The sequence below is a fragment of the Methylomonas rapida genome (genome assembly GCF_024360925.2).
Taxonomy (GTDB): domain Bacteria; phylum Pseudomonadota; class Gammaproteobacteria; order Methylococcales; family Methylomonadaceae; genus Methylomonas; species Methylomonas rapida.
Window position 1 is genome coordinate 4062934 of the sequence record NZ_CP113517.1, and the last position, 25928, is coordinate 4088861.

Here is a 25928-nt window from a genome sequence, read left to right on the forward strand (position 1 = left end):
ATAAAAAACTTTTATTCAAAAAATTTAATGTACGTTTTAGGCATAGAAACCTCATGCGACGAAACCGCGGTCGCCATTTACCATGCCGATAAAGGCCTGATCTCCCACACCCTGCATAGCCAAGTCCAGACTCATAACGAATACGGCGGTGTAGTCCCAGAACTGGCCTCGCGCGACCATGTCCGCAAACTCATTCCACTAGTCAAACAAGCTTTGCGCGACAGCGAACTGACAGCCCCCAACATCAATGGCATCGCCTATACCGCGGGCCCGGGGCTGATGGGCGCATTATTGGTCGGCGCCGCCACCGCGCGTAGTCTGGCGTGGGCCTGGCAAGTCCCGGCCGTTGCCGTGCACCACATGGAAGGCCATTTACTAGCCCCCATGCTGGAAGACAATCCACCACACTTCCCGTTTGTGGCGCTATTAATCTCGGGCGGACACACATTATTGATCGAAGTCACAGGCATAGGCCAATACCGACTACTGGGTGAATCGCTGGACGACGCGGCCGGCGAAGCCTTCGACAAGACCGCAAAATTGCTTGGACTCGATTATCCCGGCGGCCCCGCGCTGTCAAAATTGGCCACACGAGGCAAGGCGCGCTTTCACTTTCCACGCCCGATGACGGACAGACCCGGACTCGATTTTAGTTTTAGCGGCCTGAAGACGTTCACGCTCAACACGTTCCAAAACAGCGATCAAACCGAACAAGACAAAGCCGACATTGCCTTCGCCTTTCAACAAGCCATGGCCGAAACGCTCGCCTTCAAATGCAAGCGCGCATTACAGCAAACCGGCTTAAAAACGCTGATAGTCGCCGGAGGCGTCAGTGCGAATCATGAAATCCGCCGACAATTGCAGCAAATCTGCGAAAAGGAAGGCGCCGGGATTTATTTCCCTCGCCCGGAGTTTTGCACCGACAACGGCGCCATGATCGCCTATGCCGGCTGCCAGCGCCTACAGGCAGGCCAATCACAAGGCCTGGATATTTTCGCCCGCCCGCGCTGGCCGATGAACGAACTGCTAGGCCTGAATCAGGATTCCTGACCCGCCAGCAAACGCTGGATATTGCCCTTATGCCGCCACAATAAAATCAGCGATATCGATACGAAAGTCAGCAACAAATTCACATCACCCACGATCAACCAGACGTACAACGGCGCCAATGTCGCCGCCACGAGCGCAGATAGCGACGAAATCTTGCCGATTTTGTAAACCACGAACCAGGTTCCAGCGACCGCCAGGCCCAGCAACGCATGCACCCCCAGCATGACACCGAACGAAGTCGCCACGCCCTTACCGCCTTTGAATTCAAAAAAGATCGGATACAAATGCCCCAAAAACGCCGCAAACACGACCGCTGACAACACCAGACTGTTGACGCCCATGGCATGCGCCAACAGCACCGGCAACAGACCTTTCAATGCGTCGCCGGCCAAGGTAATCGCCGCCGCCTTTTTACCGCCGATACGCATGACATTGGTCGCACCAGGATTGCCCGAACCATTTTCCCTAGGATCGGCCAAGCCCATCATCCGGCAGACGATAATCGCGCTGGACACCGATCCCGTTAAATACGCCAAAGGCACGAGCAACCACTCCATCATTCAATCAACCTCTCTCATCAAAACTTGTACACTCGAGCCATTTACTCGATACTGATATAACAAAAATATAATAACCGGAAAGCACACATGGACATCATCTTTTTAGGCGGACTCGAAATCGAAACCGTGATTGGTATTTACGATTGGGAACGCAAGATCAAACAAAAAATCTTCCTGGATATCGAAATGGCTTTTGACATCAAGAAAGCCGCCGAGACCGACGACATTACCTTTACCCTTGATTACAAAACCGTTTCCGACCGCATCGTTTCGTTTGTCGAAGCCAGTGAGTTCTATTTAGTTGAGACTCTGATAGAAGAAATCGCCAACATCCTGCTCAAGGAATTCCCGATTCCCTGGGTAAAAATCATTCTGAACAAGAAAGGCGCCATCAGCCGCGCGCGCGACGTCGGCATCATCATCGAACGCGGACGAAAATAGCATGCCCATAGGATATATCAGCATCGGCAGCAACATCGACAAGGAAGTCAACATTCCATCCAGCCTGACAGCCCTGGCGCATGCGTTCGGCACGCTAACAATATCCAGCATTTATGAAACCGAAGCCGTGGGTTTTGTCGGCGACAGTTTTTATAATTTGATCGTGCGGTTTGAATCCAATCTCACTGCCAAAGAAGTCGCCAAGATATTACGGCAAATCGAGCTAGACCATGGCCGCACCCGCGAATCGCAGAAATTTTCCGCGCGCACCCTGGATTTAGACTTGATTTTATATGGCGATCAGATCATCAGCGACGGGCGCTTACAAATTCCACGCGACGAAATCGAGCGCTACGCGTTTGTGCTGGAACCGCTAGCCGAAATCGCCCCACAAGAAAAACACCCGATCAGCAGGAAAACCTACCAAGAACTCTGGCAGGCATTCGACAAAACCGGCTTGAAACGGACGAAAATAAACCAACACGATTCAAGAGAATAGCGTTCTGCCACCATCAACCGTCAGAACGTGACCTGTAATGTAATCGGCTTCATTGACCAAAAAGCGCATGGCCTTTGCAATATCATCGACCTCGCCGCAACGGCGTAAAGCAACTTTTTGCAGAATCTCTTGTTGCCGAGCCTCGTTCAGCTCATGCTCGGGCCATAGAATAGCCCCCGGCGCCACGGCATTGACGCGCACGTCAGGCGCCAGCTCTTTTGCCAGACATTTGGTCATCGCAACCAGCCCCGCCTTGGCAATACTGTACACAGGAAAGCCCAACAAACCTTTTTCCGCATGAATATCGACGATATTGACGATACAACCCTTTCGCCGCGCCAGCGACGGCACCAGGGCCTGAGACAGGAAAAAAGGCGCTTTTAGATTACTACCCAATAGTGCATTCCAATCCTGCTCCGTCACCTCGCCGACTTTTCCGCCATAAAATAGCGAAGCATTGTTGACCAATACATCGACCCCCCCGCTGATTGCCAAGCCCCATTCTGCCAATGCAGCCACTTGACTCAAATCCAACAAATCGGCTTGCTGCAAATGCGCCGAATGGGGGCGCAAGACGTTCAATTCGTTCACCAACGACTGCGCCGGCGCCTGTGACGTATGATAATGCAGCAGAACATCATAGCCCTCTTGGTGCAACAAGCGCGCACAAGCCGCGCCGATGCGCCGAGCAGCTCCGGTAATCAGCGCGACTTTTGGCATTGGCTACTTCACTGAACCGGAGCAACACTCGCAATCAGCTTTTTACGAATCAAATAGCAAGCTCCCACGGCGCAAACGACTGGCATCTGCGTCAACAAAAACTCCACCACGGAATGCTTGGGCACTGCATCCGCCAGCGGAATGACGAGCAAAAATTTCGCGAGCCACCAGGTCAGCCAATAACCGATCAACCCAATGATCGACCAATTAATAACCGGCCCGTTATTATTTTTGGCCGCCAAATAAAACCAAATCAGCGTCAGAATGCCAAACAGTTTAGCCAGAAACAACATATCCCCTTCCCCTTTAATTATTGTCAGTAAACCAAATACCCACCAGTCGGGCAATGTAATCAAATTGACTCAAAACAGCAACTATAACCGGGACTTGCACCCAGGACACCCGTACTTTCTCAAGCAAACACAACGCTTGGCGCATCGCAATACGGCACTAGCCGTCCATTGCAAACTTCAAAGTTACAAACGCAACACATATAATCGCCGATCATTCCAATAATAAATGACGAGGAGGGGTATCGTGCAAACGATTAAAATTTTCGCAGCATTACTAGCGCTGGGCTTTGGCCACATATCCTGGGCACAATCAACCGGCCATATCGGTCACGGCGGGGGCGGCGATGGTCCATCGTGTGTCAAGGCCAAAATCAGCCGATATAATCCCGAACATATGGCTAGCGTCGCGCCCGGCTCGGAGTTTTCGTTCGTTGCCTCCGGCAGCAATGGCCCCGGCCATATTCACGTCAGCATCAAACAGCAACCCATCGACGTAGAGATCGAAGACAAGGAAACTTTCTATTTGGTCAAAGGAAAGCTGCCTGAAGACATCAAAAACACCGTGGTGCGCATTTCAGTGGCGATCAAATCCAAAGTCAGCAAATGCGACACGGAAGGCGGCTGGCTATTGAAGGTCACGGAATAAATCTTTACACAACATGGCCGCTCTCGCCTGACAAGGCGGCCATGATTCGATCAATCCCACTCAAACAAGGTCCATAGATTGATGTTGCTGTGCTTATCCAGATCATTTTTCTTGACATCCATGCGCTCATCACCGTTGGTATCGAGTAGATAGTAAGGCGGTCCTACTTGCGGCACCACCTTGATCATATAAAGCTTGCCATTTCTACGATATTCCTGAACGGTATCCTTACCCTTGCGGATGATCGTAATATCGGGCTCCATTTCTTCCCCGGATTGAACGCGCTGCGGCAATTCCGGCGGTTCGGGGACCGCCGGCGGCTCATCCGACACGCCATCCCCTGGGCCAGATTGAGCCCATGTAACCAGCGGAGGCAGCAACAGCAGACTAAAAATCAAAAAACGCAACATTCTATTCTCTGGACAAGTCTTATCGGGTAAGCATGATAAACCAGTTTTACGATTGCCGTAGCCTATAAAACATAAAATCAGCCCGCATAAAAAAACCAATACTCCCGTGAAGGAGTATTGGCTTTATTGGTTTATCTACAGATCAATCAGGCTTGTTTACGCAAATACTTTTCCACGCCCGTGCTTCTGACAAATCCCGCGTCTTCGCTCTGCGCCTGTCTAGCCATGTAACGTTCCACACCGGATACCGGCGCAACCTCTCTGGCCAAGGCACTCTGCTTGGAGACATACCTGGATACACCGGTCACCTCGGCGCTATCCTTCTCTTGCAACTCTTGACGCAGCACATATTTGCTGACCGTGCTGATTTCTACTGTCGGCTTGAAGACGAGTCGCTGTTTCGCAATATACCTACTAACACCGGTCAAAGGCTCTTGATAGCGCGCCAAAGTCGCTTGTTTTGCCAGATATTTGGCGACGCCGCTCATGGGCTCGGCCTGGCTTTGCAATTGGATCTGCCTGGCCAAATAGCGCGCAACGCCGGTTGGCTTTTCCTGTACCGAAGCCGCCTGCTTAGCCAGGTATCTTTCGACCCCGGAGCCTTGGAATACTTCTTCGGTAGACTCAGGCAACGCAGCCTGCTCTTCAGCCTGCTCGGCCTGTTGTCGAGCTTTTTCCTGTTGCATTCTTGCCTCTTCTTCCAGATACCTAGCCACTACGGCGGCGGCTGCCGCTTTTTTCGCCAACACGGCCTGTTCAGCCAAGAATTTGGCGACACCTGTAGTCGGGATATTTTCTTGTTCCTGTTTTTCCAAGGCTTTGATGTAATTGGCAACGCCAGTCACCTTAGGCGCATCCTTGGCAAGCAAATTTTGCTTGCTGACGTATTTGGCCACACCGGTTGCCACTGGCGCATCCTTGGCTTGCAACTCGCTTTTCAGCACGTATTTGGCGACACCGGTAACGCTTGGCGCCATGCTTTCACGCATGCCTTGTTGGGTTACGTATTTGGCAACGCCAGTCACCACATGCCCGTCATGCTCATGTCTGGTGACATATTTGGACACGCCGGTCACAGGTATTTCGCGGGATAAAATCGATTGCTTGAGCAAATATTTCGCAACCCGGGTTATCGGGTTTTCATTTTGCTGGGAAATATATTTCTCGACGCCGCTAGGCACAGGCTCGCTTTCGACAGGCTCCACTTCGACAGCGGCCTCCTCGGCTACCTCCAAAACTTCGGCTTCCACCTCTGCGACCACTGGCTTATTGGCTTCTTCCAATGCTTGCTGCTGCGCCAAATATTTCGCCACTCCGGTCAATTGTTCTCCATCGATGACTTCTTCGGCTTTTGGCTCAAGCTTTTGTAAATAACGGGCAACGCCAGTCACTTGACTATCTTCGCCGGCATCGCCTCTATTTTCGACGACACGACCAACAGACGGCTTATCGAAAAACAAAGGCGGCAAAATGCCAAATAAGCTATTCATCAAACTGTTTTTTTTCATTTGAGAATACTCCTGAATGAATTAATGTCGTGTACAACCAACAGTTGGCTGCTTACACCTTCTTTTAACGTCGCGCGCCCATCACGAAAACCGGCCACAATCGCATCTTTTTATTCTAATTATTCGCTAAAAATCACTTTAGGCTGAAAACTGCTGGCCGGATATTTAGCATCCACTTCTTCTGCCACCGCCACTTCTTGTTTGGCGGCCGAATCCTGACTTACACAGGGCGCTTGCCCGGCCGCAACCGGTTCAACCACCACCGATTCATCTCTGTACAACACTTTGGGCTGAAAATCCGCCGCGGGATAATCCTGGGCATTAACGGCCGAAGCGACCAACAACAAACCACCGAGCATTCCTTGGTTCAATTGTGTTTTTGTCATATTGTCCACCCCACTCAATTTTGTTGAAAAACCGGTTCTTGCGAACTAGCCCGCAAGAACCGGCTGAAACATGACTAATTACAGCACTGCTTCCACATTGGCGACGACATTGTCCACGGTGAAGCCGAACTCTTTGAAGAGTTGTCCGGCCGGCGCGGATTCGCCGAAGCGGTCCAGACCCACGATTCTGCCATGGCTGCCGACATATTTCCACCAGCCATCGGTGACGCCGGCTTCAACGACCACGCGTTTGCTGACGCTAGGCGGCAATACGCTGTCTTTGTAAGCCTGGTCTTGCGCTTCGAAGACGTTGGTAGACGGCATGGACACCACGCGGATTTTCTTGCCTTTGGCTTCCAGCGCTTCGGCGGCTTTGACGGCCAGTTCGACTTCGGAGCCCGTGGCGATGATGATCGCATCGGGTGTGCCTTCGTCACGCAACACGTAACCGCCTTTGCTGATCGCGTCGATCTGCGCCTGGCTGCGCGCCATGTGCGGCAGGTTTTGCCGCGAGAAGATCAAGGTGCTCGGGCCGTCTTGGCGGTCGATCGCGGCTTTCCAGCTCACGGCCGATTCCACCGCGTCGCAGGGACGCCAGACTTGCATGTTCGGAATCATGCGCAGGGTGGCGGTTTGTTCGACCGGCTGGTGAGTCGGGCCGTCTTCGCCCAGACCGATGGAGTCGTGGGTGAATACGAAGATGCTCGGCGCTTTCATCAGTGCGGCCATACGCAGCGCGTTACGGGCGTATTCGCTGAACATCAGGAAGGTGGCGCCATACGGACGGAAACCGCCGTGCAGCACGATGCCGTTCATGATGGCGGCCATGCCGAATTCGCGCACGCCGTAGTAGACGTAGTTGCCGTCATGGCCTGGCGCGCAGACGTCTTTGCAGCCGGACCACAAGGTCAGGTTGGAGCCGGCCAGGTCGGCGGAACCGCCCATCAGTTCAGGCAACAACGGACCGAAGCCGTTCAGGGCGTTTTGCGAGGCTTTACGGCTGGCGATGGTTTCGCCTTTGTCGTTGACGGCAGCGATGAAGGCATTGGCTTTTTCGTGCCAGTCTTTCGGCAGTTCACCGGCCATGCGGCGTTCGAATTCGGCGGCCAGTTCAGGATACGCGGCTTTGTAGGCGGCGAACTTTTCGTTCCAGGCGCGTTCCAGACGCTCACCTTTGGCTTTGGCGTCCCAACCGGCGCGAATGTCGGCCGGAATTTCGAAGGGAGCGTGCGGCCAACCCAGTTGTTCGCGGGTCGCAGCAACTTCGGTTTCGCCCAACGCGGCACCGTGGCATTCTTCCTTGCCTTGCTTGTTCGGCGAACCGAAACCGATGATGGTTTGGCAGCAGATGATGGACGGTTTGTCGGTGACTTTTTTGGCTTCTTCGATGGCTTTTCTCACCGCTTCCGGATCGTGGCCGTCGACTTTTGGAATCACGTGCCAGCCGTAGGCTTCGAAGCGTTTCGGGGTGTCGTCGTGGAACCAGCCGTGCACGTTGCCGTGACCACGCACTTCACCGTCGATCGAGATGTTGTTGTCGTCGTAGAAGGCGATCAGTTTGCCCAGACCCATGGAGCCGGCCAGCGAGCAGGCTTCGTGGGAAATACCTTCCATCAAGCAGCCGTCGCCCAGGAATACGTAGGTGTGGTGATCGACGATGTCATGGCCAGGACGGTTGAATTGGCCGGCCAGGGTGCGTTCGGCCAACGCGAAACCAACCGCGTTGGTGATACCTTGACCCAAGGGACCGGTGGTGGTTTCGACACCCTCGGTATAACCGTATTCCGGATGGCCTGGGGTTTGGGAGTGCAATTGACGGAACTGTTTCAGTTCTTCGATCGGCAGGTTGTAGCCGCTCAAGTGCAACAACGAATAAATCAGCATCGAGCCATGGCCGTTGGACAGGATGAAACGGTCACGGTTTGCCCATTTGGGATTGGTGGGGTTGTGTTGCAGAAAGTCGTTCCACAATACTTCTGCGATGTCAGCCATCCCCATCGGGGCACCAGGGTGTCCTGAGTTGGCTTTTTGTACGGCGTCCATGCTGAGTGCGCGGATGGCGTTCGCTAAGTCTCGGCGCGAAGGCATGTTGGTCTCCTTAATTTATAATGATGAATGCTGAGATTGCGGCACGATGGCCGCTTGATTATTACGGTTTTAAAACGAACAAAGGACGGGTGGCCTTCGCCATCCGTCCTCCGTTTGCCTAGATAAAGCTAGCTATTGCCAATGTCGGCTTATGCAGCTGCGGCTTCAACCAATTCGCGGATTTCGCGGGCAGCTTCAGCAGGTGACGGCGCACCGTAGATCGCAGCGCCGACAACGATGATGTTTGCACCCGCTTTAACGGTTTGATCAATAGTCGCAGGTTTGATACCGCCAGCAACAGAAACACGAACGTTCAAGCCCAATGAGGCAACTTCATTCAGGTCGGTAAATGGGGTTTGACCCGCGGCTTGCGCGTCCAGACCGGTGTGAACGCCCATGATTTGCGCGCCCAATTTTGCAGATTCGCGTGCGCACTCTGCTTTGTTCGGCACGTTGATCAGGTCAACTTGAACTTCGGCCGCGTGTTTTTTCGCCGCCTTGATGACGCCACCGATGGTAGCCAGACCAGACACACCCAATACGGTGCAGATGTCGGCGCCAGCCGCATAGAATGCACCGGCTTCATATTCGCCAGCGTCCATGGTTTTCAGGTCAACCAGCAACAGTTTGTCAGGATAACGTTCTCTCAACGCTTTAACCAGGTTGATACCGTTGTATTTGATGCAAGGGGTACCGATTTCGAAAATATCCACATACGGCGCTACTTGATCCGCCAATGCTACGGTTTGGTCGAAATCCAGTGAGTCCAACGCCATTTGAATTAATGGTCTTGCCATGAGATGTGCTCCGATTGTTACAGTTACAGTTATAGTTATAAGGACCGCTCACCAACATCTGGACAACCCGCCTTGAAGCAGCAAAGAAACAACCGTCGTTGATGGGCAATAAAAAAGCTGGCAGCAACTCTAAATCAGAACGAGCCCCCCTGTCAATTGAAAGCCCGCCATTTACTCGCTAAATTTTGTTATTTATTTGGTTTTTCAGCCAATTCTCCCTGCAAAAACCCGCTTCAGGTTTCGGGCGGCAACCGGTAATCTTTGCTCAATATCAGCAGATTTCGCCATTCAAGCCAGTCCACGGCCTGAAAAGACCGGCTACCGTGACGCCAAACATGTCCAGGATTCGCCCGACCCCCTCATCCACCATCGCCCTGACTGAATCGGTCTTGTTATAAAAAGCCGGCATCGGCGGAAAAATCACCCCTCCCATCTCGGTTACCGCCGCCATATTGCGGATATGCGCCAGATTCAACGGCGTTTCACGCGGCACCAGCACGGTTTTGCGTCTTTCCTTCAAGGCCACGTCGGCGGCGCGGGAAATCAAATTATCGCCAAACCCATGAGCCACGGCCGCCAGGGTTTTCATCGAACAGGGTGCGATGACCACCCCTTCCGTCTTGAACGAGCCACTGGCAATACAGGACGCAATATCATTGATGCCATGAGTAACGTCCGCCAACTGATAAATCGCCGCTCTATCCATATCCAGCTCGTATTTCAAATTGACCAGACCGGCCGCGGAAATCACCAGATGCGTCTCCCATTCCGGCAAACCTTGCAACACCTGCAGCATACGCACACCATAAATCGCGCCAGTGGCGCCGGTCATCGCAATGACCAATCGTTTTTTATTCATTATTTCAAGCCAGTGCCATTGCCATCTCATCCGTGGCCGCAACCAGCGCAGCGATCATTTCCTCGCCTTTGGCAACATGCCCGGCATTCGGCAGCACCACGAATTTCGCCCGAGGCAAGGCCTGATGCAAGCGCCAGCCCGCCTCCAAAGGACAGGTCAAGTCGTTTTGACCGTGAATGATGATAGCCGGAATATCCTGCAAAACGGCGCAATTGCGCAAAATCTGATTTTCGGCGACGAAATACGCATTCCTCGCATAATGCAATTCCATTTGCACTTGTTTGACCGCCGTTTCCGGCAGAGGCTGATCATCGTCGCGATATTCGTTACCGAGCGCCACCTGCCCACCCCAGGCCAGCCACTGCCGGGCACCCCGTTTCGCCACCGCCTCCTCGTTACCGAAAACAGCGAGACAGAGCTTTTGCAATACGTCTTCGCCGGCTTCGGCAGCCGCCGCTTGCAATAACGCCTGCCAAGCTTGCGGATAGATGCGATTGACACCGTCGCGCAAAAACCAATCCATATCGGTTTGCCGTGCCAGAAATACGCCGCGCAAAATCATGGCCGCAACCCTTTGCGGATAACGCTGCGCATACAACAAGGCCAGAGTTCCGCCCCAGGAACCACCAAACAGCAACCAGCTATCGATACGCAGGCGTTCACGAATAACCTCCATGTCCGCCAGCAAATCCTGGGTCGTGTTGCCATCGAGCTCGCCGAACGGCAGCGATTGCCCACAACCGCGCTGGTCCATCAGGATGATGTGATAGCGCTCCGGATCGAAAAAACGCCGATGATCGGGCTTGGTGCCGGAACAAGGACCGCCGTGCAAAAAAATCACCGGAATACCCGCCGGGTTACCGGATTGTTCGACATAAACCCGATGACAACTCTCGGTTTCGAGCAAGAAGGCGTGGAAAGGACTGATTTCAGGATAAAGGGACTTCATCATCGACTACAAGTTTACACGCCGGCACAAACCAGTCTGACACGGCACAAGCAAGCATGGCCAGACAGACACAAAAAAAGGGAAGGCTTTCGCCTTCCCCTTGCGTGCCTGGAGAGCTGACAAATTAGAATTTGAAACCGACTGAACCACCGGCACTGAAACCATCGGTTTCGGTGCCATCGATTTCGGTGGTTGAATAGTGGTAGCGGGTATCCGCGCCAATCACGATGCCACGATACAATTCGTACTCAACACCACCACCGAACTGCATGCCGGAGTTCAATACGGAAACCGCGTTCGAAGGCACGCCCAGGATATTGACATCTAAACCAATAGGAATGATCCAGGGACGGAATTTACTGCCATGCATGAATTTGATTTTTGGAGAAGCACTCAATCTTAAACGGGCGTCGGTGGAACGAGGCGAACCGGCGTTCAACGGAACCTGCTTGGTTCTATCAGCTGTTGCAAGAGCGGTCAAGGTACCATCGGTCAACGCATTGGTGCCATCGCCAAACTCGGCATATTCAACGCCCAACTCAATCGCGAACGAAGTGCCATCCATCAAGCCAAACAAATCGTTGTTGATGTTGAAGTCGAACGCGCCACCGAAATAGAAACCGTCGTTGTCGGTGTTATTGGACAACAGACCACCCTCTTCAAACCAGTTGCCATTCGATCTGGCATCATCCACACGAGTCCATCCGCCGCGCACCGCAACCAAGTTATCTTTAGAAAGAGACACGGCTGGAGCGGACTTGACAGAAGCCATCCACTGATCCAGTTCCTGCACCTTGGCGGATTCGGTAGCGGTTTTAGAAGACTCGGCCTTGACACGGCTCAATTCGGCTTGCATGGCTTGCATTTGCGCAGCCATTTGTTCCATTTGCGATTCCAGCGCTTCGGTCTTTCTGGCGGCGGCATCGGCAACGCGCTCCGCTTTGCTATCGGTAGCCGCTTGCGCAGGGGCAACGATTGCCAGGGATAAAGACGCCGCGGCAAGGCCCAGCGCCAGTTGATTTTTCTTAAATGTCATTGTCGTCCCCCAAGGGTTATTGTTGTTAGACAGGCTGCATTTTGCTTAATTGCAACACAGATTTTTTTGCCGTTGGCAATAATAGCAGCAGTCTTGCATCCTTACAAGTTTTGACGTTAATTTTTTTTGCACAAAAACATGATTTAGATCAATAACCTACATCAGCAAAATAAAGACGAATCATCGACTGTTAAAAAAAAACAACATTTAGTTTAAAATTCGCACTTAGCCATCACCGGATTTAAGCACGCTCAACGCTAGGAGAAAACATCATCGTCCGGCGGAAATCGTGAAAAATTTTCATCAGCATCATGGCGGACCAGAATATGATCGTTTCAAACATTCTTTAGACGGGCAAACGAGCCTTTATACCCAGGAAAACAGCAAAACAAGGCGATTTAATGTTACCTTGCGGCATAATTTAAGCCCAACTCTCAGCAAATGAACCAAGACACAGACATCCTGATCATAGGCGGCGGCATCAGCGGTTTGTTGACCGCGCGCGAACTGCGGATGGCGGGCCTAACGGTCACCGTCATCGACAAATCCCATACAGGCCAGGAGGCCTCATGGGCCGGCGGCGGCATTCTGTTACCGATCTATCCCTGGCGGCAGGCCGCCGCGATATCGGACCTCGTCATCGACAGCTTGCAACGCTACCCCAGTCTCAGCCGAGAGTTACGCGAAGCCAGCGGCATCGATCCCGAATGGCTGCCCTGCGGCATGTTGATTTGCAAAAACCCGGATTATGCCGAGGCCGTAGCCTGGTGCCAAAATCGCAATATCGCCTATCAGGACGCGTCCGAAACCATGTTGCGGAACTTTCGGACGACACCCGATCGCCCGCTATGGCTGCCGGAGGTTGCCCAAGCCCGCAATCCCAGACTGTTGAAATCCCTGAAGGCCTATGTGACGGAATTGGGCGTCCGCTTGATCGAACACAGCGAAATCAGCGCCATTGAATTTCAGCGACGGCAACTGACGCGCGTCACGATCGGCCAGCAAAGTTTCCGCCCCAAGCAGACCATAATCTGCGCCGGCGCCTGGACGGGGAAATTACTCGAAAAATGGCTGCCGCGGGCATCGGTGGCGCTGAACATCCAGCCTGTCCGCGGCCAGATGCTGCTGTTCGATGCCCTACCCGACACGCTAATGCATATGGTGCTGGATGGTGATCAATATTTAATCCCGCGCCGTGACGGCAAGATTTTGGCCGGCAGCACGGTGGAACAGGCCGGCTTTGAAAAAACCACCACCGCGCAAGCGAAGGAAGCACTCTATCGCTTCGCCACCGACTTGCTGCCGGAGCTAAAAAATTTCCGGGTCTGCGAACATTGGGCCGGCCTGCGCCCCGGCACCCCTGACGGCATTCCTTATATCGGTTTTCACCCCGACATCGACAATCTCAGCATCAATGCCGGACATTTTCGCAACGGCCTGGTCATGGGCCCGGCTTCGGCCCGCTTGCTGGCCGACTTGATCTTGCAGCGCCCGACCAGCGTCGACCCAACTCCTTATGCCTTGACCCATTGAGCGAACCATGAACCTGTATCCGCTACTACGCCCGCTGTTGTTTAGCCTCGATCCCGAAACCGCGCACCATGCCACACTCGCGCTGCTGAAACTGGCCGACAAGACCGGTCTTTCCACCCTGATTCGCGCGCAATCCGTCGACAAGCCGCTGCGCGTGATGGGTCTGGACTTCAAGAACCCACTGGGCTTGGCCGCCGGCCTGGATAAAAACGGCGATTACATCGATGCGCTGGCCGCACTGGGATTTGGTTTCATAGAGATCGGCACCGTCACGCCGCGCCCGCAGCCTGGCAACCCCAAGCCTCGCCTGTTCCGTTTACCCGAACACCAAGCCATCATCAACCGGATGGGTTTCAACAACTTCGGCATCGATCACTTGTTGCGGCAAGTCGAGCGCTGCCGCTATCGCGGCATTTTAGGCATCAATATCGGCAAGAATGCCGATACACCGCTGGAAAACGCCACCGAGGATTATTTGATCGGCTTGCGCAAAAGCTATCAAGCCGCCAGCTATGTGACGATCAACATCTCTTCGCCCAACACGAAAAATCTGCGCCAGTTGCAACAGGGCGACGAAATCAAGCATCTACTGGAGGCGCTGAAACGAGAGCAAACGAAACTGCAAGCCGAATACGGAAAATACACGCCGATTGCGGTCAAGATCGCCCCCGATCTGACGGCGGAAGAAATCCGCCATATCGCCGAATTGCTGCTGGAATATGGCCTCGACGCCGTCATCGCCACCAACACCACGATTGCCCGCGATAAAGTGCAAGGTCATCAATACGGCACCGAAACCGGCGGTCTCAGCGGGGCCCCGGTCAAAGAGAGCTCGACGCTGGTAGTGAAAGGGCTTGCGGCGGAATTGAACGGCAAATTGCCGATCATTGCCGCGGGCGGCATTCTGTCGGGTTTCGATGCCAAGGAAAAGATCGATGCCGGCGCCAGCCTGGTGCAGATATACAGCGGCTTGATTTACAAAGGCCCCGCTTTGATTGAGGAAGTCCTGCAAACTCTTGCGGAGTGATGGATATGACATTAAGTTGAGCGGACAATAAAGCTCAACCTAACGCTCATGAAGGCTAGGCAATCACCCCGGCAAATGAAAATAGTCTTCAGGGTAAGGTTGCTTGCCGGACAGGCCGCCGTGAATACATCCATGTAGGCTCGACGGCGGCATCCTTGCCGCCGACGCCTGCCCAACAAGCAACCGCACCCTCAGATTTTGCTACTTTCAGAGTAATGCCACCGACCCGCAACAATCACCAACATCATAAAGTTACTTTCGCTCCTCGTTCGCCAGCACTTTTTCAAACAGTCCAGCCTTCACGTATGTGCTCAAGTCTATGCCGCACTCATCGGGGCGCAGCACTTTTTTGATGACATAATCACGGCCATCGACATTCTGACTCAACATGGCCAGGTCGACCACGAACTCAAGGCAGGGCTGGTTTAGCTTTTCCTGCAATATCATGATTTTGGGTTTCAGCTTGACCTTGGGATTGACTTCAAGCACCAGGGCGACCTGCCCACTGGCCAATTCCACTATGCTGCCTGCCGGATAAATCCCCAGGCATTCGATGAATTTCATCGTCAACGCGGAATCGAGATGGCTGCCTGCCGCATCGGTCAGAATTTTAATGCTCTCCAGATGCGACTTGCCGGGCTTATAGATGCGATCACTGCTGACCGCATCGTACATGTCGGCAATCGCCACGATACGCGAATACGGCGTAATTTGTTCACCCTTCAATTGCCGCGGATAACCCGTTCCGTCAATACGTTCATGATGCATGTGAGCCACGTCGATCGCCCCCGCATATATGCCGCTGGTTCTCATCAACAAGCTCCAGCCCTTGGCGGCATGGCTTTGCATCACGGGCAATTCTTCGGGCGTCAGCCGGCCCGGTTTATTCAAAATTTCCAGCGGCACCAGCATCTTGCCCATGTCGTGCATCATGCCGCACAATCCGACGTTATTCAGCTCGTCGAGCGATAGATTGATCTGCCTGCCCAATGCAATCGAAAAAACGCAGACATTCATGCTGTGCTGCGCGGTATATTCATCGCGTTTTTTCAATTGCGTCATCAACATCAAGGCATCCGGCGCATTGAGAATGCTATCCACGCAAGCCGCCACGGCTTTCTTCGCAACCATCACATCGATAGGGCGACCCAGCCGCACTTCTTCCATGAAGCTTTTCACCAGCGAACTGGTTTTGTGGTAAATATTCTCGGCTCTTTTGATTTCCTGAGCAAAAGATTTCCGCTTTTCCGGCGGCTTGACATGGTCCAGATAGTCCTTGGTATAGGCTGTGCCGCGCGCAACATAACGCGGCACCTGGGTCTGTTTACTGACGTCGATGTACACGAAATCACACTGCTTTTGCACGGCATCGATGTCAGCTTGAGTTTTCAACTCAAAACCTTGAAACAGAAAATTGGTTTCCAGCCACGGTCTATCCAGTTTGGACACGAACATGCCGATTTTCAGATCCTTTACATTGATCTGTACCAGGTCGATCGTATCAATCGTTAGGTTGTGAATTCCGTTCGTCATAAAAACTCAATCACTTTAATTGATGAAACCAAACATAAAACGGATTAAAACGCGCAAATTGATTCGCCTGCAAATTGGCTTGCCGTAAAAATCCTCTCAGGCCCAAATTCTTAGTGGAAAAGCTAAGGAATGTGTGAGAAATAAGCTCGACAATGGTAGGCGCGGATAAAGCCCCACCTACACCGAATCCTTGCATAGATTATTTCATGTTCATTCCTAAAGGCTTTTCACGCCAGTCAGTACTCTGGCCTGCCATAGCTTCAGCTATGGCCGAATAGCGCTGGCGTTTTTGGCTGTTATGGCAGTCTCATAATGATGGCTTCGCCCTGCCGGCGACTGCCGCAGCGCCGGCCAAGATTATAATGCCCCGCAAAACTTGAATATCGGCTTTTTGCCCTATTCACCGGCAATGGCCATTTGCTCCAGTAACACCGATCCCACCCGGATATTACCGCGCAAATCTACGTCATTGCCAATCGCCACGACGTTGCGCAGCATGGTTTTCAAGTTGCCGGCAATCGTGATTTCCTGCACCGGATATTGAATCACACCGTTTTCAACCCAGAAACCGGAGGCGCCACGCGAATAATCGCCGGTGACACGGTTCACGCCCTGCCCCATCAATTCGGTAACCAGCAAGCCCGTATCCAATAGTTTCAGCATGCCGGCGAAATCGTTGTCGCCGGCCTCTACGATGATGTTATGCACCCCACCGGCATTACCGGTGCTTTTCATGCCGAGCTTGCGAGCCGAATAGGTACTGAGGATATACGAGCGCAAAACCCCGTCTTTGACGATGTCGCGGGCCTGGGTGGCCACGCCTTCGGCGTCGTAACTGGCGCTACCCAGTCCGCCCACCAACAAAGGCTGTTCCTGTATGCGCACGAAATCCGGCATCACCTGGGTATCGAGACTATCCAGCAAAAACGACGATTTGCGATACAAGCTGCTGCCGCTGATGGCGCCCAACAACGCGCCAATCAAGCCCGAGGCCATTTCCGGCGCAAACATTACCGGACATTGGCGGGTGCTGAGACTGCGGGCGCCTATCCTCGCCACCGTACGTTCGGCCGCCATTTCGCCGACCTGCTGCGCGGATTCCAGCAGCGCCGCGTTGCGCGCCACGCTATACCAGTAGTCGCGTTGCATCGCATCGCCGCTGCCAGCCAACACTGAACAACTGATGGAATGTCGACTGGATTGGTAGCCTTGCAAAAAACCCAGCGAATTGCCAAACACCCGGGTACCTTGATGGGTACTGACCGAAGCCCCCTCCGAATTGCTGATGGCGGCATCGTAATGGCGGGCGGCATTTTCGCATTCGATGGCGAGTCCAATGGCTTTTTCGGCGTTAATGCCCCAAGGATGATACAAATCCAATTCGGGAAAATCGGTCGCCAGCTGGTCGGGATCGGGCAAGCCGGCGTATTCATCGTCACTGGCGTAACGAGCGATACTGCAAGCGGCCTTGACGGTTTCCTTCAAGGAGTCGGGCGAGACGTCGTTGGTGCTGGCCGTACCTTTTTTTTGCCCGAAATATACCGTAACGCCTATGCCCTGATCGCAATGGTATTCGACGGTTTCCACGTCGCCCAACCGCGCGGACACCGACAAGCCGTTGTCTATGCTACACGCCGCTTCGGCGGCACTGGCGCCTTGTTGTTTGGCTTCGTCCAGCAACTGCTGTACGACATCTTTTAAACGATTGATTTCTTGTTGATTTTGCAAGATGACTTCTCTTTGATTGCTGATTTAGGTCCTGCATGCGACCTAAAAAATACTTAAACGCTGGTCCCGCCGACGGTCAAACCGTCGATTTTCAACGTGGGCTGCCCAACACCGACCGGCACACTCTGGCCTTCCTTGCCGCAGGTGCCGACGCCGCTATCCAGTTGCATATCGTTACCGACCATGGAAACCTTGGTCAAAACGTCTGGGCCATTGCCTATCAAGGTAGCCCCCTTGACCGGCCGGGTAATCTTGCCGTTTTCGATCAGGTAGGCTTCGCTGGCCGAAAACACGAATTTGCCGGACGTGATGTCCACCTGGCCGCCGCCGAAATTACGCGCATACAGGCCTTTTTTCACCGACCGCATGATTTCTTCGGGATCGCTTTCGCCAGGCAGCATATAGGTGTTGGTCATGCGCGGCATCGGCAGATGCGCGTAGGATTCACGCCGGCCGTTGCCGGTAGGCTTGACGCCCATCAGGCGCGCGTTCAGCTTGTCCTGCATATAGCCTTTCAGAATGCCTCTTTCGATCAACACGGTGTTTTCGGTCGGCGTGCCTTCGTCGTCTATGCTCAAGGAACCACGGCGTCCAGGCAAGGTGCCGTCATCCACCACGGTGCAAAGATCGGAGGCCACGCGCTCGCCGACCCGACCACTGAACGCGGACGTGCCCTTGCGGTTGAAATCGCCTTCCAGACCATGCCCTATGGCTTCATGCAACAAAATACCGGGCCAACCGGGACCGAGCACGACGATCATGTTACCGGCCGGTGCCTCTTCCGCCTGCAAATTGATTTGAGCTTGCCGCACGGCTTCGCGTCCGTATTCGAACGCCCTGTCGCTGTCGAGAAAATAACTGTAATCGCTACGCGCGCCGCCCCCCATGCTACCCTGCTCGCGCCTGCCGTTTTCCACCATGATGACGCTGACGTTCATCCGCACCAGCGGCCGGACATCGGCCATTAACGAACCATCCGGATTCGCCACCAGAACGCTGTCATAAACGCCGGCCAGGCTGATCATCACTTCCTCGATACGGCTGTCCAGCTTGCGGGTTTCAGCATCGACCCGTTTCAATAAATCGATTTTTTCCTGATCGTCCAGGGATTTCAACGGATTGAAGGGTTCATAGAGTTTGGGCCAATTTTGCGGCGTTTCGATTTTGTGCCGCGCGTGTTGACCTTGCCTGACGATGGCTTTGACATTGTTCGCGGCCTCCAGCAATATCGGCAACTCGATGCGATCGCTGTAGGCAAAGCCGGTTTTGTCGCCGCTGACGACCCGCACGCCGGCGCCACGCTCGATCGAATGACTGCCTTCCTTGACGATACCGCCTTCCATGGACCAGGATTCGAAATGACTGGATTGAAAATAAATATCGGCCGCGTCGACCGGCGCGCTGAGCAGCGTAGCCATCACCCGGTCGATATCCTGCGTTTGCAGGCTATTGGCGGCGAGAATGGTCTGTTTGACTTGTTCTGATAAAGGCATGAGTACCACAAAAAATAAAGGTAAAGCGATTAGGTCACATCACAAAAAACGAAGCAATATAGGCCACGCTCAATGCGGTCACCACCAACGAGATCTTTTTGGTTAGGGTCAACGAAAGCCAATAGAGTTCCCACTCGGTTTTGCGCCGTACCCAAGAGTCGTTCGCAAATTGTTTGATCCGTTCCAGCCAACGCGGCAAGACGCGCCAAAAGCCATAAATCAAGCCGCAGGCTATCAGCACCAATATGTAAAAGGTAACGATCTGGCTGCCATGGCGGGTGGTATGGAACAAATGTTCGACACTATGCTCTATGCCCAGTTCGAACCATTCGTAAGCGATATGAATGAGCTCGAATATCAGATGTAACAGGCTCAAAACCCAATCGATCGTCACGTCATACATGACCACGGCCAACGCAACAACGGCCACCAGGATCAAATCAAGATTATTCTTTATCATGCCCATTCGCGACAACCCTAGCTCACACCGACTCCGGCACCATCCATTCTACTTTCCAGCTGCCCTGCCCGCCCGTCAAAACCTGATCCAGCCACGGTAACAGCGTTTCCGCCTGAGTTTGCAACTGCCAAGGCGGATTGATGAACAGCATACCAGACCCCGTCATGCCTCGCATCGAACCGTCAGGCGCGACACAATGCTCGATGCGTAACTGTTTGGGAATACCCGTGGCTTGCAAATTTTGTAACAACCTTTCGGTATTGCCGCGTTCGATAACCGGATACCACAAGCCGTAAATACCCGTGGCAAAACGGCGATGCGCGGTCTGGATGGCATCGACCACCTTGTTGAAATCGGATTTCACTTCATAGCTGGGATCGATCAGGATCAAGCCGCGCTTCTGAATCGGCGGCAGTTTTTGCGCCAGCCGTTGCAGGCCGTCTTCCTTCGCGACGTTGACCTGTTTGTCACCGGCAAAGAGTTGCTGCAGGCTTTCGTAATCACTGCCATGCAGTTCCGATAACAGCAACCTGTCCTGGGCACGAACCAAGCGCCGCACCAATTGCGGTGAACCGGGGTAACGCACCAATTGTTTGCCGGTATTTTCCGCCCGCACCGCAGCCAGATAATCCTTCAATTCTATCGGCGGCTGTTGATTCGCCCAAATCCTCGCAATGCCTTGTTGATACTCCTCGGTTTTCTGGGCGAATTCGGATTTGAACGAGTATTTGCCGGCACCCGCATGGGTATCGATATAAACAAAGGGTTTGTCTTTTTGCTTCAGGGCATTGATGACCAGTGCAATTAAGCTGTGCTTCAACACATCGGCAAAATTGCCGGCGTGAAAACCGTGGCGATAACTCAACATGATGGGATTCCGCTATTGAGGTGCATCAGACCAGTTTGGGTCTGAACATGAAGTAAATCGCCCCCAGCAAGCATAACCCCGCCCACAGGTAGTCGAGTTTCAAAGGCTCTTTCAGGTAAAACACCGAAAACGGTACGAACACGCTCAACGCGATCGCTTCCTGCATGATTTTCAGTTGACCGACGCTGAGCACCGAGTGCCCGATCCGGTTGGCCGGTACTTGTAACAAATATTCGAAAAAAGCCAATCCCCAGCTCAATAGCGCAGCGAACAGCCAATGCCTGTGATTGAGTTCCTTCAGATGGGCATACCAGGCAAACGTCATGAAGACATTGCTGCAAACCAGTAAACCGATGGACATTAAGACTGGATTCATGCCTGATTGATCGAATTGGATTGCCGATAATGTTGCTTGAGGCTGCCGACGGCTTTGCTGCGCAATTGCTGAATCGCCGCGCCGATTTGCGCGCCCTGCAAATGGGGTTGCAACACCGATCGCGTATCCACCGCCATCGCCGTTTTCACCGCCGCCTTGATGAAATCGGCTTGCGGATAGGCCGTTTGCTCGAAACCGGTGCGGCCTCGAGCATCGGCTTCACACGCCAGCAAAAACTCCGGCAATTGATTATCGGCCTTGAATGCGCCGATATTTTGCAGCATTTCGGTCAAGGTGTCGGGGCGCAATTCCAATACCCGATGACAATGTGTGTGATATTCCATCACTTGCGCGCATAAACTCTTCACCGTCTTGGGCACCCGTAAGCGCTGGCAAAATTGTTCCAAGACCGGCAAGCCTTTGCGTTCATGGCCATGATGGCTCGGCCAGTATTTTGGCTCGGTCAACGCCTTGCCTAGATCGTGCAGCAGCGCCGCCAGCCGCACTTCCGGCTTGCCGGACAGTTTTGCCGCCTGCGTCAACGCCATCAAACTATGCACGCCGGTGTCGATCTCGGGATGATATTTGGCCGGTTGCGGCACGCCGAACAACGCTTGAATTTCCGGAAATATCACCGCCAGAGCACCGCAGTCCTTCAAGGTTTGGAAAAACGCCGCGGGACTCGCTTCGGTCAAGGCTTTGTAAAGCTCGGCCCATACCCGCTCAGGCACCAAGTGATCGACTTCGCCGCTTTCCACCATATCTTGCATCAATTGCCTGGTTTCTTCCGCGACTTTAAACCCCAAATGCGCGTAGCGCGCCGCAAACCGGGCCACGCGCAAAATCCGCACCGGATCTTCGTTGAAAGCCGGGGAAACATGACGCAAGATACGATCACGCAAATCCCGCTGCCCCTGAAATGGATCGGCCAATACCCCCTCATCGTCGATCGCCATCGCATTGATGGTCAAGTCACGGCGCAGCAAATCTTCTTCCAATGTCACGCCTGGATTGGCGTCGACCGCAAAGCCCTTGTAACCGGGCGCCGTTTTGCGTTCGGTGCGAGCCAGGGCATATTCTTCATGGGTCTCTGGATGCAAGAATACCGGAAAATCCTTTCCAACCGGCTTATAACCCTGGGCCAGCATGGTTTCCGCCGTTGCGCCCACGACCAGCCAATCCCGTTCCAAAACCGGATAATCCAGCAAACGATCGCGTACCGCACCGCCAACCAGATAGATTTTCATGTAGCCTGACTCGCTGTTGTTGAATTTAAACGCACAGTATAAATGAGTCGTTATTATAGTGCTTTGCTTATTCCTACCCGATACCTTCAATCATGATGGAAGTTTTTTTCGCCAGCCTGGCACTAGGCCTATTGGCCGGCCTCAGCGCAGGATTATTCGGCATTGGCGGCGGCGCGCTGATCGTCCCCCTCCTCAGCTGGCTGCTGGCCTCCCAGGCTTTCAAGCCAGAGCATGTCATGCTCGTAGCCGTCGCCACCTCGCTGGCAACGGCCCTATTCACCTCAGCCGCCTCGGTACGCGCCCATCATAAACTCGGCAATATCGATTGGCACCGCGCCTTTCGCCTTGGCCCCAGTTTGTTGCTGGGCGCTGCCGGCGGCGCCATCGTCGCCGAAGATTTAAGCGCCGACAATCTGCGCTGGTTTTTCATCGGCTATTTGTTGTACACCAGCTTACGAATGGCTTTACCCAAAAAAAATGCCGCGACGGCGCATAAACCAAGACTATATCTGGATTTTCCGATGGGCTTGTTGATCGGCGTGCTATCGGCGATTCTCGGCATCGGTGGCGGCACGATGAGCGTGCCGTACCTGGCCGGCGGCGGTCTGGCGATGAAAAATGCCGTGGCCACCTCCTCCACCTGCGCCCTGCCCATCACGATTTCCGCGGCAGCAAGCTATATGGCCCTAGGCTGGCATGAACACGATTTACCGGCTGGCAGCCTGGGTTACATTTATCTTCCTGCCTTTGCCGGCATCGTCATGACCAGCATCTTTACCGCCCACCTTGGCGCCAAGCTGGCCCATCGTTTACCGGCGCACCAGCTCAAGCGCTACTTTGCCATCGTGCTGCTGCTGATCGCGATAAAAATGGCTTGGTAAACACAAGGAACTTAGTCTCAATACGCCGCTCATAGCTAGGCTGAACAGCGTTTGATTGCTCAGTTGCGCGAAAAAAAACTTCATCGTATACTTCGGGCAGCTTTGTTGATCAAGCTAGCACACAACAACAAACCTCTGGAGGGTATACAAATGAAATGGGAAACACCAGCTTACAACGACATGCGTTTCGGTTTTGAAGTCACCATGTACATCTACAACCGTTAATAGCAACGGCTGTTCACAAAAAGGGGCACAACCTGCCCCTTTTTTTTGCCTGCCGTTTTTGAATCCCGTATCATTTGGCGATTATCATTTCAAGCACCTCACATCATGAAGATCAGAGTTCTCGGCGCCGGCGCCGGCGGCGGATTTCCGCAGTGGAATTGCAATTGCAATAACTGTGGCCGCTTCCGCAGAGGCGAATTCAATGGCAAAGCCCGCACCCAATCGTCGATCGCCATCAGCACCGATGATCGCAACTGGCTGCTGTTCAACACCTCGCCGGACATCCGCGCCCAACTGGAGGCTTTTCCCGCCATCCAGCCCAAACAAGGCATACGCGATACTGGCATCACGGCCGTCCTCTTGATCGACAGCCAGATCGACCACACCACCGGCATGCTGATGCTGCGCGAAGGCAAACCGCTTAACGTGTATTGCACCGAAATGATCAGGCAGGACCTGACCACGGGCTTTCCGCTATTCAACATGCTGAAGGATTACTGCACGGTCAATCATCGTGCCATTGCCTGCGACGAAACCCCGTTCGAGATTCCCGGCATAGACGACATTCGTCTTTACGCCCATGCCCTGAAAAGCAAGGCGCCGCCCTATTCCCCGCACCGGCACGATCCGCATGACGGCGACAATATCGGCGTCATCGTCGAACAAATTTCTACTGGCAAGAAGCTGTATTATTCGCCCGGATTGGGAGAGATCGAACCGCACGTATTCAAGGCCATGCAAAACGTCGATTGCCTGATGGTGGACGGCACCTTCTGGACCGACGATGAAATGGTCGCGCAGGGCATCAGCCAAAAACGCGCCCGCGAGATCGGCCACTTGCCGCAATCCGGCCCCGGCGGCATGATAGAAGTGCTGAACAACGTACCGAATGCACGCAAGATCTTGATTCATATCAACAACACCAATCCGATTCTGGACGAAGATTCGCCCGAGCGTAAGACCCTGGAGACATACGGCATCGAAGTGGCTTACGACGGTTTGGAAATCGACTTATAAAGGTGTTTCATGACGACAGATAATCAACCTTGGAGCCGCGCAGAATTCGAAGCCAAGCTGCGCGGCATGGAAAAGTATTACCACATCAATCATCCGATGCACGTGATGATGAATGAGGGCAAACTGAACAAAGCGCAATTGCAAGGCTGGGTTGCCAACCGCTTTTATTATCAAGTGATGATTCCGATCAAGGACGCCAATATTTTGGCCAATTGCCCGGATAGAGAAACCCGCGCCAAATGGGTGCAGCGCATCCTGGATCACGACGGCCACCCCGGCGATCCGGGCGGCATCGAGGCCTGGATACGGCTCGGCATCGCGGTCGGCCTGACGCGTGAAGAAATCACTTCTTTGCAGCACGTGCTGCCCGGCGTGCGCTTCGCGGTGGATGCCTACGTGAATTTCGCCCGTCGCGCCGAATGGCACGAAGCCGCCAGTTCTTCGCTGACGGAACTTTTCGCGCCGAAAATTCATCAACAGCGCCTGGACAACTGGCCCGAAGTCTATCCGTGGGTGGAACAAGAAGGTTACATCTATTTCAAGAAACGCCTGACCGAAGCCCGCCGCGATGTCGAACACGGCCTGCAATTGACGTTGGATTGGTACAAGACCCGCGAACAACAAGAGCGCATGCTGCAAATCCTGAAATTCAAACTGGACGTGCTGTGGAGCATGGCCGATGCGATGTATCTGGCCTATGTCGCCAACATGCCGCCGTATTTCAACATCGAGCAATGACATGCAAACCGCACAACGCCTGCGCATGACGGCCGACGACTTTTTGGCATGGGAAGAAACCCAAGTAGAAAAGCATGAATTCGTCGCCGGCGAGGTGTTTGCGATGGTCGGCGCACGACGTGAACACGTTGTCGTCTCAGGCAATATCTTCGCTGGCCTGAAACAACGCCTGCGCGGCAAGCCCTGTCACGCTTATATGGCCGACTTGAAATTGCGCATTGAAGCTGTCGATGCCTTTTTTTATCCGGATGTTGTGGTGTCGTGCGATCAAAACGACAACAAGGCCGATCAATATATTTCACATCCGACGCTGATCGTCGAAGTGCTATCCGATTCGACGGCCGCCTATGATCGCGGTGGAAAATTCGTCGCCTATCGCAAACTGGAATCACTGAAGGAATATCTGATCGTCGACATAGACGCCCGCCGGGTAGAATGCTTCCGTCGCATGCATAACAACGACTGGTTGCTGCACGATTATGTCGGCGAAGTCGATTGCGAGCTAAACAGTTTGGGCTTGCGCCTGCCGCTAACGGAAATATTCGAGGACATTGGCTAAC

The 25928-nt window shown here is 53.5% G+C and carries 29 protein-coding genes; 11 read left to right on the forward strand and 18 right to left on the reverse strand.

The genetic code is table 11. The features are described from left to right. Positions 1–27: 27 nt before the first annotated feature. Positions 28–1050, forward strand: coding sequence for a tRNA (adenosine(37)-N6)-threonylcarbamoyltransferase complex transferase subunit TsaD (gene tsaD, locus NM686_RS19180; protein ID WP_255189424.1), 1023 nt, complete (start codon positions 28–30; stop codon positions 1048–1050). Here the strand turns inward: tsaD and plsY are convergent. Further along, complete coding sequence (gene plsY / locus NM686_RS19185) at positions 1038–1610, reverse strand: glycerol-3-phosphate 1-O-acyltransferase PlsY (RefSeq protein ID WP_255189425.1); 573 nt, start codon at positions 1608–1610, stop codon at positions 1038–1040. The genes tsaD and plsY overlap by 13 nt on opposite strands. A gap of 87 nt (positions 1611–1697) precedes the next feature. On the opposite strand from plsY, the gene folB reads away from it, so the two are divergent. Next, positions 1698–2051: a dihydroneopterin aldolase gene (gene folB / locus NM686_RS19190; RefSeq protein ID WP_255189426.1), complete on the forward strand. Its 354-nt coding sequence runs from the start codon at positions 1698–1700 to the stop codon at positions 2049–2051. 1 nt (position 2052) lies between these two features. Beyond that, on the forward strand, positions 2053–2550 hold the full coding sequence (folK, locus tag NM686_RS19195) for a 2-amino-4-hydroxy-6-hydroxymethyldihydropteridine diphosphokinase (protein WP_255189427.1): 498 nt from the start codon (positions 2053–2055) through the stop codon (positions 2548–2550). Here folK and NM686_RS19200 read toward each other — a convergent pair. Together NM686_RS19200 and NM686_RS19205 are read right to left on the reverse strand one after the other, a co-directional pair. Further along, a complete protein-coding gene (locus NM686_RS19200; RefSeq protein ID WP_255189428.1) occupies positions 2539–3270 on the reverse strand; it encodes a pteridine reductase in 732 nt (243 codons plus the stop codon). The genes folK and NM686_RS19200 overlap by 12 nt on opposite strands. 8 nt (positions 3271–3278) lie before the next feature. Then, positions 3279–3626, reverse strand: coding sequence for a hypothetical protein (locus NM686_RS19205; protein WP_255189429.1), 348 nt, complete (start codon positions 3624–3626; stop codon positions 3279–3281). Positions 3627–3807: 181 nt separating this feature from the next. Between NM686_RS19205 and NM686_RS19210 the strand changes: the two genes are divergently transcribed. Next, a complete protein-coding gene (locus NM686_RS19210; RefSeq protein ID WP_255189430.1) occupies positions 3808–4209 on the forward strand; it encodes a hypothetical protein in 402 nt (133 codons plus the stop codon). A gap of 50 nt (positions 4210–4259) precedes the next feature. On the opposite strand, the gene NM686_RS19215 is transcribed toward NM686_RS19210, so the two are convergent. The 8 genes from NM686_RS19215 to NM686_RS19250 all read right to left on the reverse strand — a co-directional run bounded on the left by NM686_RS19215 (position 4260) and on the right by NM686_RS19250 (position 12242). Continuing rightward, complete coding sequence (locus NM686_RS19215) at positions 4260–4619, reverse strand: DUF2782 domain-containing protein (protein WP_255189431.1); 360 nt, start codon at positions 4617–4619, stop codon at positions 4260–4262. Between the two features lie 146 nt (positions 4620–4765). Next, positions 4766–6127 (reverse strand): hypothetical protein, encoded by a 1362-nt coding sequence (locus NM686_RS19220; protein ID WP_255189432.1) that lies wholly within the window; start codon positions 6125–6127, stop codon positions 4766–4768. Between the two features lie 119 nt (positions 6128–6246). Then, positions 6247–6513 (reverse strand): hypothetical protein, encoded by a 267-nt coding sequence (locus tag NM686_RS19225; protein ID WP_255189433.1) that lies wholly within the window; start codon positions 6511–6513, stop codon positions 6247–6249. 78 nt (positions 6514–6591) lie between these two features. Beyond that, positions 6592–8601 carry a transketolase gene (gene tkt / locus NM686_RS19230; protein WP_255189434.1) on the reverse strand — a complete coding sequence of 670 codons (2010 nt, stop codon included), beginning with the start codon at positions 8599–8601 and terminating at the stop codon, positions 6592–6594. Between the two features lie 149 nt (positions 8602–8750). After that, on the reverse strand, positions 8751–9398 hold the full coding sequence (hxlA, locus tag NM686_RS19235; RefSeq protein WP_255189435.1) for a 3-hexulose-6-phosphate synthase: 648 nt from the start codon (positions 9396–9398) through the stop codon (positions 8751–8753). 271 nt (positions 9399–9669) lie between these two features. Further along, on the reverse strand, positions 9670–10257 hold the full coding sequence (locus NM686_RS19240; RefSeq protein WP_255189436.1) for a UbiX family flavin prenyltransferase: 588 nt from the start codon (positions 10255–10257) through the stop codon (positions 9670–9672). Between the two features lie 4 nt (positions 10258–10261). Then, entirely contained in the window at positions 10262–11206 is a 945-nt protein-coding gene (pip, locus tag NM686_RS19245) for a prolyl aminopeptidase (protein WP_255190451.1), read from the reverse strand. Between the two features lie 124 nt (positions 11207–11330). Beyond that, positions 11331–12242: a porin family protein gene (locus tag NM686_RS19250; protein ID WP_255189437.1), complete on the reverse strand. Its 912-nt coding sequence runs from the start codon at positions 12240–12242 to the stop codon at positions 11331–11333. Between the two features lie 441 nt (positions 12243–12683). Between NM686_RS19250 and thiO the strand changes: the two genes are divergently transcribed. Both thiO and NM686_RS19260 read left to right on the forward strand, forming a co-directional pair. Next, positions 12684–13775 carry a glycine oxidase ThiO gene (thiO, locus tag NM686_RS19255; RefSeq protein ID WP_255189438.1) on the forward strand — a complete coding sequence of 364 codons (1092 nt, stop codon included), beginning with the start codon at positions 12684–12686 and terminating at the stop codon, positions 13773–13775. 7 nt (positions 13776–13782) lie between these two features. Then, positions 13783–14802 (forward strand): quinone-dependent dihydroorotate dehydrogenase, encoded by a 1020-nt coding sequence (locus tag NM686_RS19260; RefSeq protein WP_255189439.1) that lies wholly within the window; start codon positions 13783–13785, stop codon positions 14800–14802. A gap of 252 nt (positions 14803–15054) precedes the next feature. On the opposite strand, the gene NM686_RS19265 is transcribed toward NM686_RS19260, so the two are convergent. The 7 genes from NM686_RS19265 to NM686_RS19295 all read right to left on the reverse strand — a co-directional run bounded on the left by NM686_RS19265 (position 15055) and on the right by NM686_RS19295 (position 22507). Continuing rightward, complete coding sequence (locus tag NM686_RS19265) at positions 15055–16335, reverse strand: HD-GYP domain-containing protein (RefSeq protein ID WP_255189440.1); 1281 nt, start codon at positions 16333–16335, stop codon at positions 15055–15057. Positions 16336–16731: 396 nt separating this feature from the next. Next, positions 16732–18063 carry a metalloprotease PmbA gene (gene pmbA, locus NM686_RS19270; RefSeq protein ID WP_255189441.1) on the reverse strand — a complete coding sequence of 444 codons (1332 nt, stop codon included), beginning with the start codon at positions 18061–18063 and terminating at the stop codon, positions 16732–16734. A 53-nt stretch (positions 18064–18116) separates the two neighbouring features. Beyond that, positions 18117–19556: a metalloprotease TldD gene (gene tldD / locus NM686_RS19275; protein ID WP_255189442.1), complete on the reverse strand. Its 1440-nt coding sequence runs from the start codon at positions 19554–19556 to the stop codon at positions 18117–18119. A 34-nt stretch (positions 19557–19590) separates the two neighbouring features. Further along, on the reverse strand, positions 19591–20016 hold the full coding sequence (locus NM686_RS19280; RefSeq protein ID WP_255189443.1) for a hypothetical protein: 426 nt from the start codon (positions 20014–20016) through the stop codon (positions 19591–19593). 22 nt (positions 20017–20038) lie between these two features. Further along, positions 20039–20884: a 23S rRNA (adenine(2030)-N(6))-methyltransferase RlmJ gene (locus NM686_RS19285; RefSeq protein WP_255189444.1), complete on the reverse strand. Its 846-nt coding sequence runs from the start codon at positions 20882–20884 to the stop codon at positions 20039–20041. A 25-nt stretch (positions 20885–20909) separates the two neighbouring features. Continuing rightward, positions 20910–21260 (reverse strand): DMT family protein, encoded by a 351-nt coding sequence (locus NM686_RS19290; RefSeq protein WP_255189445.1) that lies wholly within the window; start codon positions 21258–21260, stop codon positions 20910–20912. Continuing rightward, positions 21257–22507 carry a multifunctional CCA addition/repair protein gene (locus tag NM686_RS19295; RefSeq protein ID WP_255189446.1) on the reverse strand — a complete coding sequence of 417 codons (1251 nt, stop codon included), beginning with the start codon at positions 22505–22507 and terminating at the stop codon, positions 21257–21259. The genes NM686_RS19290 and NM686_RS19295 overlap by 4 nt, the downstream gene beginning before the upstream one ends. 92 nt (positions 22508–22599) lie before the next feature. Here NM686_RS19295 and NM686_RS19300 point away from each other — a divergent pair, with 92 nt between their 5' ends. From NM686_RS19300 to NM686_RS19320, 5 genes are all read left to right on the forward strand, one after another. Then, a complete protein-coding gene (locus NM686_RS19300; RefSeq protein ID WP_255189447.1) occupies positions 22600–23388 on the forward strand; it encodes a sulfite exporter TauE/SafE family protein in 789 nt (262 codons plus the stop codon). Positions 23389–23538: 150 nt separating this feature from the next. Further along, entirely contained in the window at positions 23539–23613 is a 75-nt protein-coding gene (gene pqqA / locus NM686_RS19305; RefSeq protein WP_054760176.1) for a pyrroloquinoline quinone precursor peptide PqqA, read from the forward strand. A 105-nt stretch (positions 23614–23718) separates the two neighbouring features. Further along, positions 23719–24630, forward strand: coding sequence for a pyrroloquinoline quinone biosynthesis protein PqqB (gene pqqB / locus NM686_RS19310; protein ID WP_255189448.1), 912 nt, complete (start codon positions 23719–23721; stop codon positions 24628–24630). A 9-nt stretch (positions 24631–24639) separates the two neighbouring features. After that, the gene (gene pqqC, locus NM686_RS19315; RefSeq protein ID WP_255189449.1) at positions 24640–25368 is read left to right on the forward strand and encodes a pyrroloquinoline-quinone synthase PqqC; all 729 of its coding nucleotides are present in this window, start codon (positions 24640–24642) and stop codon (positions 25366–25368) included. Between the two features lies 1 nt (position 25369). Then, positions 25370–25927 (forward strand): Uma2 family endonuclease, encoded by a 558-nt coding sequence (locus NM686_RS19320; RefSeq protein WP_255189450.1) that lies wholly within the window; start codon positions 25370–25372, stop codon positions 25925–25927. The last annotated feature ends 1 nt before the right edge of the window (position 25928 follow it).